The organism is Paenibacillus taihuensis (genome assembly GCF_003386535.1).
GTDB lineage: Bacteria > Bacillota > Bacilli > Paenibacillales > Paenibacillaceae > Paenibacillus_Z > Paenibacillus_Z taihuensis.
Window position 1 is genome coordinate 1 of the sequence record NZ_QTTN01000030.1, and the last position, 13,774, is coordinate 13,774.

The 13,774-nt window shown below is 53.1% G+C and carries 13 protein-coding genes; 2 read left to right on the plus strand and 11 right to left on the minus strand.

Going from position 1 to position 13,774, the window contains the following annotated elements; translation table 11 throughout:
• Positions 1-364: 364 nt before the first annotated feature.
• The 6 genes from nadE to A8990_RS21490 all read right to left on the minus strand — a co-directional run bounded on the left by nadE (position 365) and on the right by A8990_RS21490 (position 4,715).
• The gene (gene nadE / locus A8990_RS21470; RefSeq protein WP_116191105.1) at positions 365-1,174 is read right to left on the minus strand and encodes an ammonia-dependent NAD(+) synthetase; all 810 of its coding nucleotides are present in this window, start codon (positions 1,172-1,174) and stop codon (positions 365-367) included.
• Positions 1,175-1,191: 17 nt separating this feature from the next.
• Entirely contained in the window at positions 1,192-1,626 is a 435-nt protein-coding gene (locus A8990_RS21475) for a BrxA/BrxB family bacilliredoxin (RefSeq protein ID WP_116191106.1), read from the minus strand.
• Between the two features lie 98 nt (positions 1,627-1,724).
• The gene (locus A8990_RS21480; protein ID WP_245996142.1) at positions 1,725-2,108 is read right to left on the minus strand and encodes a DUF3905 domain-containing protein; all 384 of its coding nucleotides are present in this window, start codon (positions 2,106-2,108) and stop codon (positions 1,725-1,727) included.
• Between the two features lie 15 nt (positions 2,109-2,123).
• Positions 2,124-2,267 carry a hypothetical protein gene (locus tag A8990_RS31650; RefSeq protein ID WP_181909702.1) on the minus strand — a complete coding sequence of 48 codons (144 nt, stop codon included), beginning with the start codon at positions 2,265-2,267 and terminating at the stop codon, positions 2,124-2,126.
• A gap of 21 nt (positions 2,268-2,288) precedes the next feature.
• Complete coding sequence (locus tag A8990_RS21485; RefSeq protein WP_116191107.1) at positions 2,289-2,999, minus strand: hypothetical protein; 711 nt, start codon at positions 2,997-2,999, stop codon at positions 2,289-2,291.
• A gap of 15 nt (positions 3,000-3,014) precedes the next feature.
• A complete protein-coding gene (locus tag A8990_RS21490; protein WP_116191108.1) occupies positions 3,015-4,715 on the minus strand; it encodes a two-component system sensor histidine kinase NtrB in 1,701 nt (566 codons plus the stop codon).
• Between the two features lie 210 nt (positions 4,716-4,925).
• On the opposite strand from A8990_RS21490, the gene A8990_RS21495 reads away from it, so the two are divergent.
• Positions 4,926-6,182, plus strand: a complete 1,257-nt coding sequence (locus A8990_RS21495; RefSeq protein WP_116191109.1) for a BaiN/RdsA family NAD(P)/FAD-dependent oxidoreductase — start codon at positions 4,926-4,928, stop codon at positions 6,180-6,182.
• A gap of 45 nt (positions 6,183-6,227) precedes the next feature.
• Here the strand turns inward: A8990_RS21495 and A8990_RS21500 are convergent, their stop codons facing one another.
• Complete coding sequence (locus A8990_RS21500; RefSeq protein WP_116191110.1) at positions 6,228-6,626, minus strand: hypothetical protein; 399 nt, start codon at positions 6,624-6,626, stop codon at positions 6,228-6,230.
• A gap of 71 nt (positions 6,627-6,697) precedes the next feature.
• Positions 6,698-7,633 (minus strand): hypothetical protein, encoded by a 936-nt coding sequence (locus A8990_RS21505; protein ID WP_116191111.1) that lies wholly within the window; start codon positions 7,631-7,633, stop codon positions 6,698-6,700.
• Positions 7,634-7,704: 71 nt separating this feature from the next.
• Here A8990_RS21505 and A8990_RS21510 point away from each other — a divergent pair, with 71 nt between their 5' ends.
• On the plus strand, positions 7,705-8,679 hold the full coding sequence (locus A8990_RS21510; RefSeq protein WP_116191112.1) for a helix-turn-helix domain-containing protein: 975 nt from the start codon (positions 7,705-7,707) through the stop codon (positions 8,677-8,679).
• Positions 8,680-8,811: 132 nt separating this feature from the next.
• Here A8990_RS21510 and A8990_RS21515 read toward each other — a convergent pair whose 3' ends face one another.
• The 3 genes from A8990_RS21515 to xylA form a co-directional block, all read right to left on the minus strand.
• Positions 8,812-10,584: a methyl-accepting chemotaxis protein gene (locus tag A8990_RS21515; protein ID WP_181909703.1), complete on the minus strand. Its 1,773-nt coding sequence runs from the start codon at positions 10,582-10,584 to the stop codon at positions 8,812-8,814.
• Between the two features lie 285 nt (positions 10,585-10,869).
• Positions 10,870-12,369, minus strand: coding sequence for a xylulokinase (xylB, locus tag A8990_RS21520; RefSeq protein ID WP_116191114.1), 1,500 nt, complete (start codon positions 12,367-12,369; stop codon positions 10,870-10,872).
• A 14-nt stretch (positions 12,370-12,383) separates the two neighbouring features.
• Entirely contained in the window at positions 12,384-13,697 is a 1,314-nt protein-coding gene (gene xylA, locus A8990_RS21525) for a xylose isomerase (protein WP_116191115.1), read from the minus strand.
• Positions 13,698-13,774: the final 77 nt, after the last annotated feature.

A 13,774-nucleotide genomic window follows, 5' to 3' on the forward strand; every position in this document is an offset into this window, starting at 1 on the left:
ATCTTGTTTCAACCGTAATTCGAAATGAATCTCCTCACGTCCATGAGACCTCCCACGGTAAGACGATTCACTTTCCTTCCATGCACCCGCATCATTTACATTGGCACGTCCGTGTAGTTAATTGGACTTCGTTATGTGTTGCAAACTCGTCCCGTGTCCTATGCCTGATGATATTCGTGTTCCTCGGGTCGGAATTTTGCCTCCAGCTTCCTTCAGATTCCACCTCACAATGGACACCCTTGCTCTTGGCTAGTGGTTGGCAACTACAAGCCCCCACAGCGGACTTTCACCGCCTAGTTAATCGCCATGCGTGGCACACAACAAAAACCCCCTCCATCCACCGGAGGGGGTTCACCACCAAATCTTAAATACCAGGGATCGGGTCCCGCTTGTGCGCGGTACGCACGAACTGCTTTTCGAGCTTCTCACGCGCGGCGTCACTTACTTGCTTGCCTTCGAGGTAGTCGCTGTTCTCATCGTACGTGATGCCCAGCTCCGTCTCGTCGGTCTGGCCCTCCCAGAGGCCAGCGGTCGGCGCCTTCGTGATGACCGTCTCCGGCACGCCGAGCACGGCTGCCAGCTGGCGAACCTGCCGCTTGTTCAGCGTGCTGAGCGGCGTGATGTCAACCGCGCCGTCGCCCCACTTCGTGTAGAAGCCGGTAATGGCTTCGGACGCATGGTCGGTGCCGACAACGAGCAGGTTCAGCTCGAACGCGAGCGCGTACTGCGTCACCATCCGCATGCGGGCTTTCACGTTGCCCTTGCCGCCGCGGCTCAGGTGGCGCGAGATGCCGATTGCTTTCAGGCTATGCTCCGCCTCAAGCGCAATCTCATCGACCGCTTCCTGAATGTTCGTCTCGACGCGGTGCTTCAAACCAAGCGCATCCGCTACCGCGTAGCTGTCTGCGATATCCACTTGCTCGCCGTAAGGCTGGAACACCCCAAGCGTCATATAATCTCTGCCCGTCTCAGCGGACAATTCGTCAGTCGCGATCTTGCAAAGCCCAGTAGCAACCGCGCTGTCCACACCGCCGCTAATGGCGATGAGCAGCCCGGTCGTGCCCGACTTCAGCACATACTCTTTCAAGAAATCCACCCGGCGGCGAATCTCCGCCTGCGGATCGATCTCGCTCTTCACGCCTAATTGCTTGATGATTTCCCCTTGTAGACTCATCGTAAGCAATTCACCTCTTAACGGCAAAACCGTTCAAAGGCAGAAGTCAAATCTGCAGCGATATCGGCAGCTGAACGGTTCTCAATTTGATGGCGCTCGATGAAGTGTACCAGCTCTCCATCCTTCATCAGTGCGATGGAAGGCGAGGATGGCGGGTACGGTGCGAAATATTCGCGCGCTTTTGCCGTAGCTTCTTTATCTTGACCTGCGAATACCGTGAACAGGTGGTCTGGTGTAAGATCGTTCTGCAGCGCTTGCGCCACGCCTGGACGGCATTGGCCTGCAGCACAGCCGCAAACGGAGTTCACAACAACAAGCGCAGTTCCTTTCGCGCCCGGCAGCTTCGCCTCAACATCCTCAGGCGTGCGGAGCTCCTCAATTCCAAGACGTGTAAGATCATCGCGCATCGGCTGTACCATATCAAGCATGTATCGTTCAAAAGACATCGACATGTGTAATCGCTCCTTATGAGTTCATTTTCTTTCTATTATACTGCTCGCTGAAAATGAAAGCAAAGAAAAAGCAACCAGGCTATCGCCCGATTGCTCTCTCAATTACCGGATTGTTCACCTTTCGCCGGATCAACGCCATCCTCAACCCCCGTCGCGACGTTCTTATCGGGATGCGTGAAGATGCCGCTCTGAGGCGCGATCCCCTGCTCAAAATAGTCCCGGTTCTCGCTCGTCAGAAAGCCGATGTCCTTGAACGGATGGACCCACTGATCGCCTGCCATGACAGCTGGATCAGTCTCCTCCGACCACTGGTTGAGAGGCGATTCCGGCGACTCATATTGATGATCGCCGATCGTCACGCCGAATTCATTCACGAATGGCGCGCTCGGTCCGCGGCCCTGCCGAAAGCCCGGCAGGAAATTAATTTCATACGGATCAAGCGCCGGATCATCAGCGCTGCCCATCTTATCTTGATCGCTCATCCCCGTCTAACCTCCTTAGATTGAAGGACGATTGGGGCCGTCTAACTTCTTATCGTAGCCTTCCGACTCCGGTGCTTTTCCATTGCCGCTCTGATTCTTGCTCGCCTGAGACTTCTGTTCTGCAGAAATCCCGCGCGAACCTTGATTGTTGTTTACCATTGCTGGCACCCCCTTCCAAGGCTAGTATGCGCGGCTCTCCGTCTCCTTATCCTTCACAGGCAAGAGCGAGCCGACCAAGCCAGCCCCGATAAAAAGCCACTGCAGCGAGGTAAGTCCAAACGTTAAACTCGGCACGACACCGGGCGGATAAGGGGCAAACAAGCTTACGAGAAGCCCGCCGATGCCAGAGCCCAGCAGCGCAATGGAAGCGAATCTGCCGCTCCCCGCTTCGGCATCAACCCGCAGCAGAACAACATACAGAATCGCATACAGCACCGTATAACCAAGTCCATACGGCACATTCGTCAGCAATGTCCATACGAGACAAGCCGGAAGTATGGCAAAAGGCCACATATCGAGCATCAGCAAGCCAGCAATCCGCGTACGGTAACGCACATAAGCGACATAGATGATTGCGGCGGCTAGACCGATTAACGCATCGAAGCCACTGCCGCGCACAATCACTAGGGAGCTTGGTCGCTCCCACAGCATGGAAGGAGCGCGCAGCAGAAACAGCAGCTTCCAGCAAAGCAGCGTTATTATCGCGGTATTCACATAGAGGCGCTCCCAAAGCTCCGCCTGCTTCGACTGCTTTGACTGCTCCGACTGCTCCGAACCTGCAAGCCTCCGGAGTCTTATTTTAAAAGCTAGAAACCCTGCAGCTCCAGCAATCAGAGCAGCAAGCAATACGGCATCTAGCCGCAGTGGTCCAAGTGCAATAACTTCAGGCAAGCGCACACGCTCCCTCTATGCAAGATGCACTCCAGCAGCAATCGGAGTTGCTGCTCCATAGTAATTCCGGGTCCGATCAAACTTTACCTTGAACGTGGTGCCCGTCCCTTCCGTCGAGTCGACCGCGATCTCGCCGCCATGACCTTCTACTATGCTAAGGCACAGAGGCAGGCCAAGACCGGTTCCCCGCGTCTTCGTCGTGTAGAATGGCTCGAACAGCCGACCGAGCTGCTCCGACGGAATGCCGCTGCCGTTATCTGTAACGCACAGCTCTACATAATCCGGATAGGCCGTCGTTTCCAGTCGGAGCACACCATGCTGGTCCATAGCCTCCATTCCGTTCCGCGCCAAATTCAATATCAGCTGCTTCATCTCTTTCTCATTCAGCATAAGAGTAGGAATCCGTTCAGCTAGATGCAGCTCGATCGATTGGCCCCGCATATTCGCATCCGCCATCAAGAGCGGCATAATTTCATTAATAATCTCGTGCAGCGAGCAATTCTCCTTCTCGACGATCCGGTTCTGCGCAAGTGACAGGAAGTCGTTAATGATACTGTTCGCGCGGTCCAGCTCTTCCATGACGATCCGGTAATACTCATGCTGTTCACCCGGACTGCGTTCCTTCATCAGCTGAACGAAGCCGCGGATAACCGCCATCGGATTTCGAATCTCATGCGTAATGCTGGCAGCCATCTGTCCGACGAGGCTAAGCCGTTCCATCCGCCCAAGCTCCGCCCGCAGCCGATTAAGCTCGGTAATATCATGCGCGATGAGTGCCGCACCGATAATGACGTTATTTTGAATATCGCGCACGCAAATGCCGGAGTTCAGGTAGATTTTACCCTGCTCCTCCACATATTCCGTCGAAAGCTTATGCCCATTGAGTGCTTGATGCAGCATCCGCCCGAGCACATCCTTCTCGATATGATCGTACATAATCGTAAAATGCTGCCCCAGGAGCTCATGCCGCAATTTGCCGCCAAACTTGTCCCGCAGCAGATGAATCGCCATCTCGTTAATATGAGTAATGACCCCGTCTGAATCGACGAAAATAACGCCAAGCGGCGTCTCGTCGATAAACTGCTGCAGCTTCTGCACTTCGATGCGGTAATTATTCGTTACTCCTTTGAGCTGGTGAGCGATCACCTCTCTGCGGAGCAGACTTTCCGAGAATACGACAAACAGCCACATAACTAAGAAGTAAGCAAGCTCATGAAGAATGAGGTGAGTGATTTCGGAAGTGGTAAGCTGAGGATGCTCCACATGATAGTAATATATGAATGAGGAAGCCCTTATGACAAGAATGCCTGCCGTTATGCCAAGCACTATGGTATGCTTGCGCCTTTTCGACAAATCCAGAAAGCCTTTATGATACTTATAGATCAAAGGCATTAAGAGCATTGCGCCGCCAATCTCGATGAACCCCCAGTCGCCATGCATGAAGAACAGTTCCGATGCGGCGAAAATCCCGGTTAGCGTAAACATTATGCCAACACCGCCATACAAGGAGCCGATAATCATAGGTACATAGCGGTAATCCAGATCAAAATCTTTCACTTCCGAGCAAATACACAGTGCCATAATCATACTTGATGCGCACACCGAGGTGATGAGGAGCAGGATGTTTTTGCGTGGCTTTGAGTAGTCAAACCAGATCTGGAAGACGAAGACTGGCAATAATGCGACAAGAATCTGCAGGAGCATTAGCTTCCACACAAAGTAGTATCCCACCCTTCCAAATATCCAGTTATTAGTTCAAATTTTACCTGTTATCCCGATTAAAGCACAGGTGGCGCTATTTGACAATGTAGCGAGTTAGAAGATTTCATTCCAATTGCCGTGTAGACGGGGAATTTGCTGGATAGTATGATAGGTAGCGGCAGTCTGCATCGTTCTACAAAAAGCACCAATAGGGGGTTAATACCTATGACATATGATGTAATTATAATAGGCGGCGGCTCTGCAGGCTTAATGGCAGGCATTGCAGCCAGCAAGAATGGCGCAAAGGTCCTGCTCCTGGATAAAGGCGACAAGCTTGGCCGCAAGCTTGGCATTTCCGGCGGAGGTCGCTGCAACGTAACGAATAACAAAGACATCGACGAGCTTATTAAGAACATCCCAGGGAACGGACGGTTCCTGCACAGCTCGCTCGCAAACTTCGGCAACAAGGACATTATTGCCTTCTTCGAGAACCTTGGCATTCGACTGAAGGAAGAAGATAACGGCCGCATGTTCCCGATCTCGGACAAAGCGAAGTCCGTCGTCGATGCCCTCATTAATCAGGTGCGGAGGCAAGGCGTCGACATTCGTGTGAATACACCTGTGAAAAAGGTAAACTTCACCGAGGACGGCGTGCAAGGTGTCACAACCGCATCCGGCGAAGTCATCTTCAGCCGAAGCGTCATTGTGGCTGTCGGCGGCAAATCGGTACCGCATACCGGTTCGACCGGCGACGGCTATCCATGGGCGGAAGCAGCGGGGCATACGATTACGGAGCTGTTCCCGACCGAGGTGCCGATTACGGTGAACGAGCCGTTCATCGCGAGCAAGGAGCTGCAAGGCTTGTCGCTTCGCGATGTAGGCCTCTCCGTCTGGAATGCGAAGGGCAAGAAGCTCATTTCGCATGAAGGCGATATGATCTTCACGCATTTCGGCGTATCCGGCCCTATTGCGCTGCGCTGCAGCCAGTTTGTCGTGAAGCAGCTGAAACAAGCCGGCGGCGGCAATGTCCTCCTGACCATCGACCTCTTCCCGGGCAAAAGCGCCGACGAGGTGTATACCGAATCGCTGCAGCTAACCAAATCCGAGCATAAGAAGTCGATCAAGAACGTGCTGAAGGGCTACTTGCCGGAGCGCTTGATCCCCCTTCTGCTAGCAGCCTCGGAGCTCGACGAGCAGCTGACATACGACAACATTCCGAAGCAAGCATGGCTTGGGCTTGCGAAGCTGATCAAGGCATTCCCTCTACGCGCATACGGGACGCTGAAGCTGGAGGATGCTTTTGTCACTGGCGGCGGCGTGAATTTGAAGGAAATCGATCCGAAGACGATGGAATCGAAGCTGAAGCGAGGACTCTACTTCTGCGGCGAGGTGCTCGATATACACGGCTATACAGGCGGATACAATATTACGGCCGCATTCACGACAGGCTATACAGCCGGCACGAATGCCGCACTTCAATAAGAAAAGCTGACAGACGATGGAGTATCGCTTGTCAGCTTTTTCTGCTTACGTATGTACGTCGCCTGAGAAGTAACCGTACGAACCGTCGTCAGGGAAGTAGTCATCCTCTGCCGGCGCATCATCATCCCAATTCTTGTAACCGCTCTGCGTCTCGTCTTGGGCGACCAGATCCTCATTCACGACATGCGCCGGGATCGTAATGTTCGCCATATTGTAAGCATCATTCGTCAGCTCAATATCCGGAATCGAGGACTGCACCGCCAACTGTCCGCCATGTGACTGGGCGATCTCGAGCGCCGAGGTCAGATCGCTGCCTTCGATATGAATATGTACGCTTGATCCTTGCTGAATAACGGGATCATAGCCGAGCTCTTGCAATGTCGAGCTTGCGAGCTGCGCTGCATTCGCATCCCCGAACTGAAACAATAACGCTGTATCCTGCATATCGTGCACATCCATCCTCTGTGGTTGCTAAAATCATCCATTCTTAGCTAGAATGCCCGACTCACGATAATTTAATCCAGCAATCTCTGCCCCCTTGGTGCAAGCCGGATCGCCCATTGCTTCCAATTAATCGGATGCGCGGCAGCAAAGCCAGGCAGCGGCCTATCACCGCTAACTTGGATAAGAGGATCATCGCCGGCAGCCATTGCATTCAGCATGGACCAGTACGACAGGTCCCCCATGCCTAGCATCGGCAGCGCCGACGAGACCGCGCCGAACAGCTTATCCGGCGTCACGCCATCCGCGTCAGGCGAAACATTCAGCGCCGACTCAAGCTCCTGCAGCGTCAGCCGCTCCACGATGCCGAGGCTATCCGCTTCAGAAGGCAGCCGTTTCAGCTGGAAGGCAAGCGCCTCCGCCATCACCGGCAGCTTCTCCCCGTCTAGCCGGAGCCAATGCGTGATCGCCTCGCGGCCGTCAATATCGGAAGCATCAGCTGCAGCTGAATAAGCTGCCCAAGCACGCGCTGCCGCAGCCTGCTCATCGGTCGCGACCTCCCTGCGCTGCGGCCAGAACGCTGCCACCTGCTCCGGACTTAGCTGGCCTAAGCCGCGGAAATCCGCAACGCCAGGCACCTCGGTCGCGACAATCCAGGATAGGTTCAGCGGAATAGATTCAAATGCTTTAGAGAACCAATAAAGCAGTGCTGCCAGCATCGCCTGATCGAAGAGATCATACTCGAACCACAGAACGATTTCTTCGCCGCCCATCACGGCTTGCGTGAGCTGGCTTTGCTGCGACTTGCACTGCTCAATATACAGAAATTGAGGGACGCCGAGCTCTCGCTCGAACCATTCGGCACGAGCTTGCTGAGCCTGCTCCTCCCACCAATCCAGCGCGGCAGGACCGTCGATCCAGCTCTCGCGCCAAGGCAATATTGTTCCAGAAATGCTGGACTTTTGCAGAAGCTGCGCTGTGCTGTCGCCATTTGTCACATGGAGCATCATGTTAACTTCACTCACTTTACATAAATATATGTTATAATAGGCATACAACACATGCAGGGGTGCGATGCACAATGATGGTTGATATGTTCGCAAATACTGCAAATGCGATATTGATTATCCGCGAGCAGCAGAACACAAGATACATTCATGATTGCACAAAATCATTTTGCCATGCAACAGGATTTAAGCAGGAAGATCTCATTGGCAGTAAACTGATGGACATGCCTGACAGTGCTTCGAATGATTTTTGGCCTTTAATTGACCGGATGTGCGTCACCATTTCAGGCAGAAAGCCTGAAGTGCAAGCTGAATTTGACTTAGTCATGCCGGGCGATTTCCATATATTCGCTGAGATACATTTGAAGACGCTTCGGTACGCGAATGAAAGCTATTATCTGCTTACACTCAAGGACCGCTCGGAACATAAGTGGATTCATGACTTTCTTCTCCAACAGCGAATTGAGATGTCACTTATCTTGACAAGTACAGGCTCCATTACTTCGATGCGAAGCTACCATGAACCGATGCCCTTTGACAGACAGACAATTTCCATGGTGCCAGGCCAGAGATTCGTCGCTGACTGTGATCGCGATCGCGTTCGAGCATTCTTAAGCACGCTCCGCAGCCGGGGCGATACAGCTCCGCGGCCGCTTACGTTTAAGCTGCAGCTATTTGAAGACCAGTATAACGCTTATGCACTTATTAAGCCTTTCTTCTATGCAGACGGTACATTCCGCTGTTTCGCCATTCTCATTCTAACGGTCGAAGCGATCGAGCAGACTGAGGCCGGCAAGCCTTCTAAGAAAATGAAGATCGCCATGGAAGAGTACAGTCAGGATGAGACGAGCGACCCGTCCTTCAAGCTGCGCTTGCTTATGCTGAAGCGGAACATGACGGTGACGAAGCTCGCGGAGAGTACACAAATCTCGTTAACGACGATCTCCAACATCCGCAATGGCAAAATCAAAAAACCGCAGCGGCTCACCGCCCATCTCATTGCGGAACAGCTCGGCGTATCGCCAGATGATATCTGGGGTCCGCTATAGTTTGAAGCATAAGCCATCGTTCTAAGACACCATTTCAGACAATCAAGACATGCCATCATGAAGCCAAAACAAAACAACCTCCAATTCCACTTTCTTTCCAAGTGGGTTGGAGGTTGTTTTTATAACGATAACTTATAGTTTGAATTTCGAAGCGACTTCGTTCATGCCTTGCGCAATTTCGCTGAGCGAGCGCGAGGACAATGCAATCTGCTCCGCAGATGCCGTCTGCTCCTCGGACGTCGCCGCTACCGTCATCGCTGTCTCCGAGCTGTCTCTTGCGATTTCCTTCAGACGCTTCATTGCGCCAATGACCTGCTCCGAACCTGCTGCCATCTGTTCCGAAGCTGCAGCAACCTCCTGCACCTGGCCGGATACCCGCTCCGATGCGGCGGCGATGCCTGCGAATGATTCGCCTGCTTCACGGACGCTGCGAAGCCCTTCTTCCGCTTCAACTGCTGTAGCGTGCATGGACTGTACCGCGACGAGTGTATCGTCCGTTACTTGCTTGACCACGCTATCAATCTCATCAACTGCCTCGGACGTCTGCTGCGCAAGCTTGCGCACTTCATCGGCAACGACTGCGAAGCCGCGGCCATGCTCGCCTGCACGCGCTGCTTCAATCGCAGCGTTAAGCGCAAGCAAGTTCGTATGCTTGGACACTTCGCCGATCAGCTTCGAGATCATGCCGATATTGCGCGTATGCAGCTCGAGCTGGTTGACTTGTTCCACCGTCTTCTGAACGGTTTCATAAATGCCGGTCATCTTCACCATCGCCTGCTTCACGGCATCGAGACCGACAGCCGCTTCACGGCTCGCATCCGCCGACAAGCTTGCTACGACCGAAGTGGACTCCGCGATACGGTTGATGCCTTCGCCCAAATCCTGCGTCGTCTTGCTCACTTCCTCGAAGCGCTGAAGCGTCACTTCCGTGCCCTCAGCCATCTGCGATACCGATTCCGCCGCTTGCTGCGACGCGCTTGCATTCTGCTCCGAAATCGCGAGCATCTGCTGCGAAGAAGAAGCAATGCTTGCGGACGCTTCCTGCACGCCGCGCATCGCCGTCTGCAGCTGGCCGATCATGAGGCTAAGCGATGCGAACAACGCGCCAATCTCGTCCTTGTTGCGAATCTTCGGCATCGTGACGAGCAGATTGCCGTCCGCCACTTCGTTGACGACCTTGGCCGCTTGCTTAATCGGCTTCGAAATTGCATTGCGTACGTACCAGGTCAGCAGCACGACGAGTACGACGCCAGCCGCTAGCGCAATGAGAATCCATTGTGTTGCTTGCTTGCTAAGATCAAGGTTTTCCTGCTTCGCATCCTCTGCACCGCTATGATTATTGCGAACGAGGTAGTCGATATTCGCCTGAATCGCCATGTACGACTTCTCGGACTGCTTCATGAAGCTGGAAACCTGGTCGACGGACAGGTTCTGCTTGGAAAGCTCAATCGTCTTATTATATGTCGCCTCATACGTCTTCCAAGCTTCTTCGAGATTCGCGAGCAGGTTAGAATCCTCGGAATCCGTATCGGTAATAATCGATTTATAGGAAGCAAAGCTGTCGTTTACTTTCTGAATCGTTGCATCTGCGTCCGCCTTATACTGCTTCTTCAAATTGTCGTTCTGTTCAATGAGAAGCTTGTACTGCGTGGACAGCACGTGGTCTGCCATATAGTTGATATTATTGATCGTTTCTACGCCGGCCAGCCATCTGTCGGCGATGACCTTCGAATTATCGTTCAGCTTGAACATCATCGTAGTACTAATGGCACCATTAGCGACGAGCAGCAGGAGAACGCTTATAAACGACACCATCAGCTTGGCGCCAACCGTCCATTTGAGCTTCACATTCATCGAGTTAAGTTGCGAGTTAGGCTTGTTGTTTAGCTTCAATTTTTTCTTCATCTTATGGATCTCCGCCTCTGCCATCGATTATGTAGATTGCAATAATCTAGTAATATAGTCCAACACTAGTATACTTTGGAATAGTCCCCAGATACAGCATCCATCCGGGCAAATCCCGCTTGTAACTTCTTCCAATCTAGTGCTATCGACATATTAACTCGTCCATTTTACCATCTCTTAACAGAAGTTTAAATAATTAAATAGTCGCATAAATAACAAAAAATCCGCTGACTCCCGTTATAGACGAAAGTCAGCGGATTGCTGCGCTTTATTAATAGAAGCGTTTTATTTGCGGTACGGCTGAAGCGCTGCATTCATGCCGCGCGTTTGTGCATAAATATCCTGATAAATCCGGAATAGGCCTGCGTATGCATCCACGGCAGCCGGATTCGGCTTGTAAACCGAGGAGCGCTTCACGAACAGCTCCGCGCAAGCGTCGAGACTTTCGAACCAGCCGCAGCCATAGGCTGCGAGCATTGCTGCGCCAAGGCCTGGGCCTTGCTCGTTCTCAAGCGCAACCACGTCTGCATTGAAGATATCAGCTTGCATCTGCAGCCACACCGGATTTTGCGCGCCGCCGCCGATCGAGATGATCGTGTCGACGGTCTTGCCTGCTTGACGGAACATATCGACAGATTCATTCAGCGAGAACGTAATGCCTTCCATAACCGCTCGTGCAAAATGAATCCGCTCATGCGAGCCGTCGATGCCGATGAAGCTGCCGCGAATAACGGAATCCGCATGCGGTGTGCGCTCGCCTACGAGATACGGTGTGAACAATAGGCCGTTCGAGCCTGGCAACACATCGCCTGCGCCTTGAAGCAGCTCATCGTAAGACTCGCCCTTCGCGAACGTATTCTTGAACCAGCTGAGGCTGTAGCCTGCAGCGAGCGTTACGCCCATCGCGTAGAACGCATTTTCTTTGCCGTGGTTGAAGAAATGGACTTTCCCACGGAAGTCATTGCCGCTTCCTTGCTCATAGGACAGGATAACGCCTGACGTGCCGATGCTGCACATCGTCAGCCCTTCTTGCAGAATGCCCGAACCGATCGCGCCGCATGCATTGTCCGCGCCGCCTGCGAACACTTTCGTGTCTGCGCTTAGACCGCAAGCCGCTGCTTGCTCTGGCAGCAACGTGCCCGTAAGCTCGTGCGATTCGACAAGCGGCGGGCAGAACGATGCAGGCAGATTCACTGCGTTCAGCACTTCGCTGCTCCAGCGTTTGCCCGCTACGTCAAGCAACAGCGTGCCTGCCGCATCGGAGTAATCCATATGAAGCGCGCCTGTCAGGCGGTAACGCACATAATCCTTCGGCAGCAGGAACGAAACAGCTTGGGCGAAGACTTCCGGCTCGTGCTTACGCACCCACAGAATCTTCGGCAGCGTGAAGCCTTCCAGCGCCGGATTACGCGTTACAGTGAGCAATTGCTCTTGGCCGACAAGCGATTCGATCTCGCGGCATTCCGCCGTCGTGCGCGTGTCGTTCCACAGCATTGCTCTGCGCACTGGCTTGCCTGCTGCATCGAGCAGCACAAGTCCGTGCATTTGACCGGAGAAGCTGATGCCTTCGATCGCGTCAGCTGGAACGTCTGCGTTCAGGACCAGCTCGCGAAGCGCGCCGATCGTGCCTGTAACCCAATCTTCCGGCGTTTGCTCGCTCCAGCCGGAATGTTCATGATAAAGCGGGTAGTCGCGCGATGCCTCAGCGGCCACAGTGCCGCTTCGATCAAGAAGCAGCACCTTTACCGCGCTGGTACCGAGGTCAATACCGATGACGTAGGACATGCGGGATTAGCCTCCTATACGCTGTAGATGATTTCGTTCAGCATCAATTTAATCCGCTCTTGACGGCCGGACTCGTTCTTGATGACGTTGTTTTGCAATGCATATTGCTCAAGGGATGCCAGTGTAGCGCGGCCAGCAACGATCTCTGCGCCGATGCCGTCGCGGAAGCTGCGGTAACGGTTGTCAACGATGTTGTCGAGCACTTTCTCTTCGATCAGCTTCGCAGCCGCTTTCAAGCCCCAAGCATAAGTGTCCATACCTGCGATGTGAGCGAGGAACAAGTCTTGGTCTTCGAACGAGCCACGGCGTACTTTCGCGTCGAAGTTGATACCGCCGCGGCCGATACCGCCGGCTTTGAGCACTTCATACATGGTAAGTGTTGTCGAAGTCAGGTCTGTAGGGAATTCATCTGTATCCCAGCCGAGCAGCAGGTCGCCTTGGTTCGCATCAAGCGAGCCAAGCATGCCGTTCAATGCCGCAACGCGGATTTCGTGCTCGAATGTGTGACCTGCAAGCGTAGCGTGGTTGGCTTCAAGGTTCAGCTTGAACTTGTCTTTCAAGCCATACTTCTGCAAGAACGAAATCGTAGTAGCCGCGTCAAAATCATACTGGTGCTTCGTTGGCTCTTTCGGCTTCGGCTCGATCAGGAATTGAGCGTCGAATCCGATTTCGTTCGAGTAAGCGATCGCCATTTCGAACAAACGAGCAAGGTTATCAAGCTCAAGGCCCATGTCTGTGTTCAGAAGCGTTTCGTAGCCTTCACGGCCGCCCCAGAATACATAGTTTTCGGCGCCAAGGCGCTTACCAACTTCAAGGCTCTTCTTCAATTGCGCACCAACGTATGCGTATACGTCTGCGTTGCAAGTCGTTGCTGCACCGTGCACGAAGCGCGGGTTAGTGAACATGTTCGCTGTGTTCCAGAGAAGCTTCGCGCCAGTTGCTTTCATGTTCTCTTCAAGCATGCCGACGATAACGTCGAGGTTCTTATTCGTTTCAGCCAGCGTATCGCCTTCTGGTGCGATGTCGCGGTCGTGGAAGCAGTAGTAAGGGATGCCGATCTTGTTCAAGAATTCGAAGTTCGCTTCTACGCGGTGCTTCGCTTGATCCATCTCGTTAGCGCTGTCCCAGCCGCGAACAGCCGTGCCTACGCCGAACGGATCGGAGCCAGCGCCAGTGAATGTATGCCAGTAAGCAACTGCGAAGCGCAGGTGCTCTTCCATTGTTTTGCCGAGTACGACTTCGCTAGGGTTGTAATGTTTGAATGCGAGCGGATTGTCCGAGCCTTTGCCTTCGAATGCGATTTTGCCGACGTTCTTGAAATATGCCATTTAAGAAAAGCCTCCTAAAAAGTAATGTAAACGTTCTTACAGCTATTGTAGCATCAAGAAACTTTGTTTGTCTACTA

Bases quoted from the DNA above. Each gene is read 5' to 3' on its own strand.
- nadE (WP_116191105.1), bottom strand. From the start codon at position 1,174: ATGAGTCTACAAGGGGAAATCATCAAGCAATTAGGCGTGAAGAGCGAG.
- A8990_RS21475 (WP_116191106.1), bottom strand. From the start codon at position 1,626: ATGTCGATGTCTTTTGAACGATACATGCTTGATATGGTACAGCCGATG.
- A8990_RS21480 (WP_245996142.1), bottom strand. From the start codon at position 2,108: ATGAGCGATCAAGATAAGATGGGCAGCGCTGATGATCCGGCGCTTGAT.
- A8990_RS31650 (WP_181909702.1), bottom strand. From the start codon at position 2,267: ATGGTAAACAACAATCAAGGTTCGCGCGGGATTTCTGCAGAACAGAAG.
- A8990_RS21495 (WP_116191109.1), top strand. From the start codon at position 4,926: ATGACATATGATGTAATTATAATAGGCGGCGGCTCTGCAGGCTTAATG.
- A8990_RS21500 (WP_116191110.1), bottom strand. From the start codon at position 6,626: ATGCAGGATACAGCGTTATTGTTTCAGTTCGGGGATGCGAATGCAGCG.
- A8990_RS21505 (WP_116191111.1), bottom strand. From the start codon at position 7,633: ATGATGCTCCATGTGACAAATGGCGACAGCACAGCGCAGCTTCTGCAA.
- A8990_RS21510 (WP_116191112.1), top strand. From the start codon at position 7,705: ATGATGGTTGATATGTTCGCAAATACTGCAAATGCGATATTGATTATC.
- A8990_RS21515 (WP_181909703.1), bottom strand. From the start codon at position 10,584: ATGAAGAAAAAATTGAAGCTAAACAACAAGCCTAACTCGCAACTTAAC.
- xylB (WP_116191114.1), bottom strand. From the start codon at position 12,369: ATGTCCTACGTCATCGGTATTGACCTCGGTACCAGCGCGGTAAAGGTG.
- xylA (WP_116191115.1), bottom strand. From the start codon at position 13,697: ATGGCATATTTCAAGAACGTCGGCAAAATCGCATTCGAAGGCAAAGGC.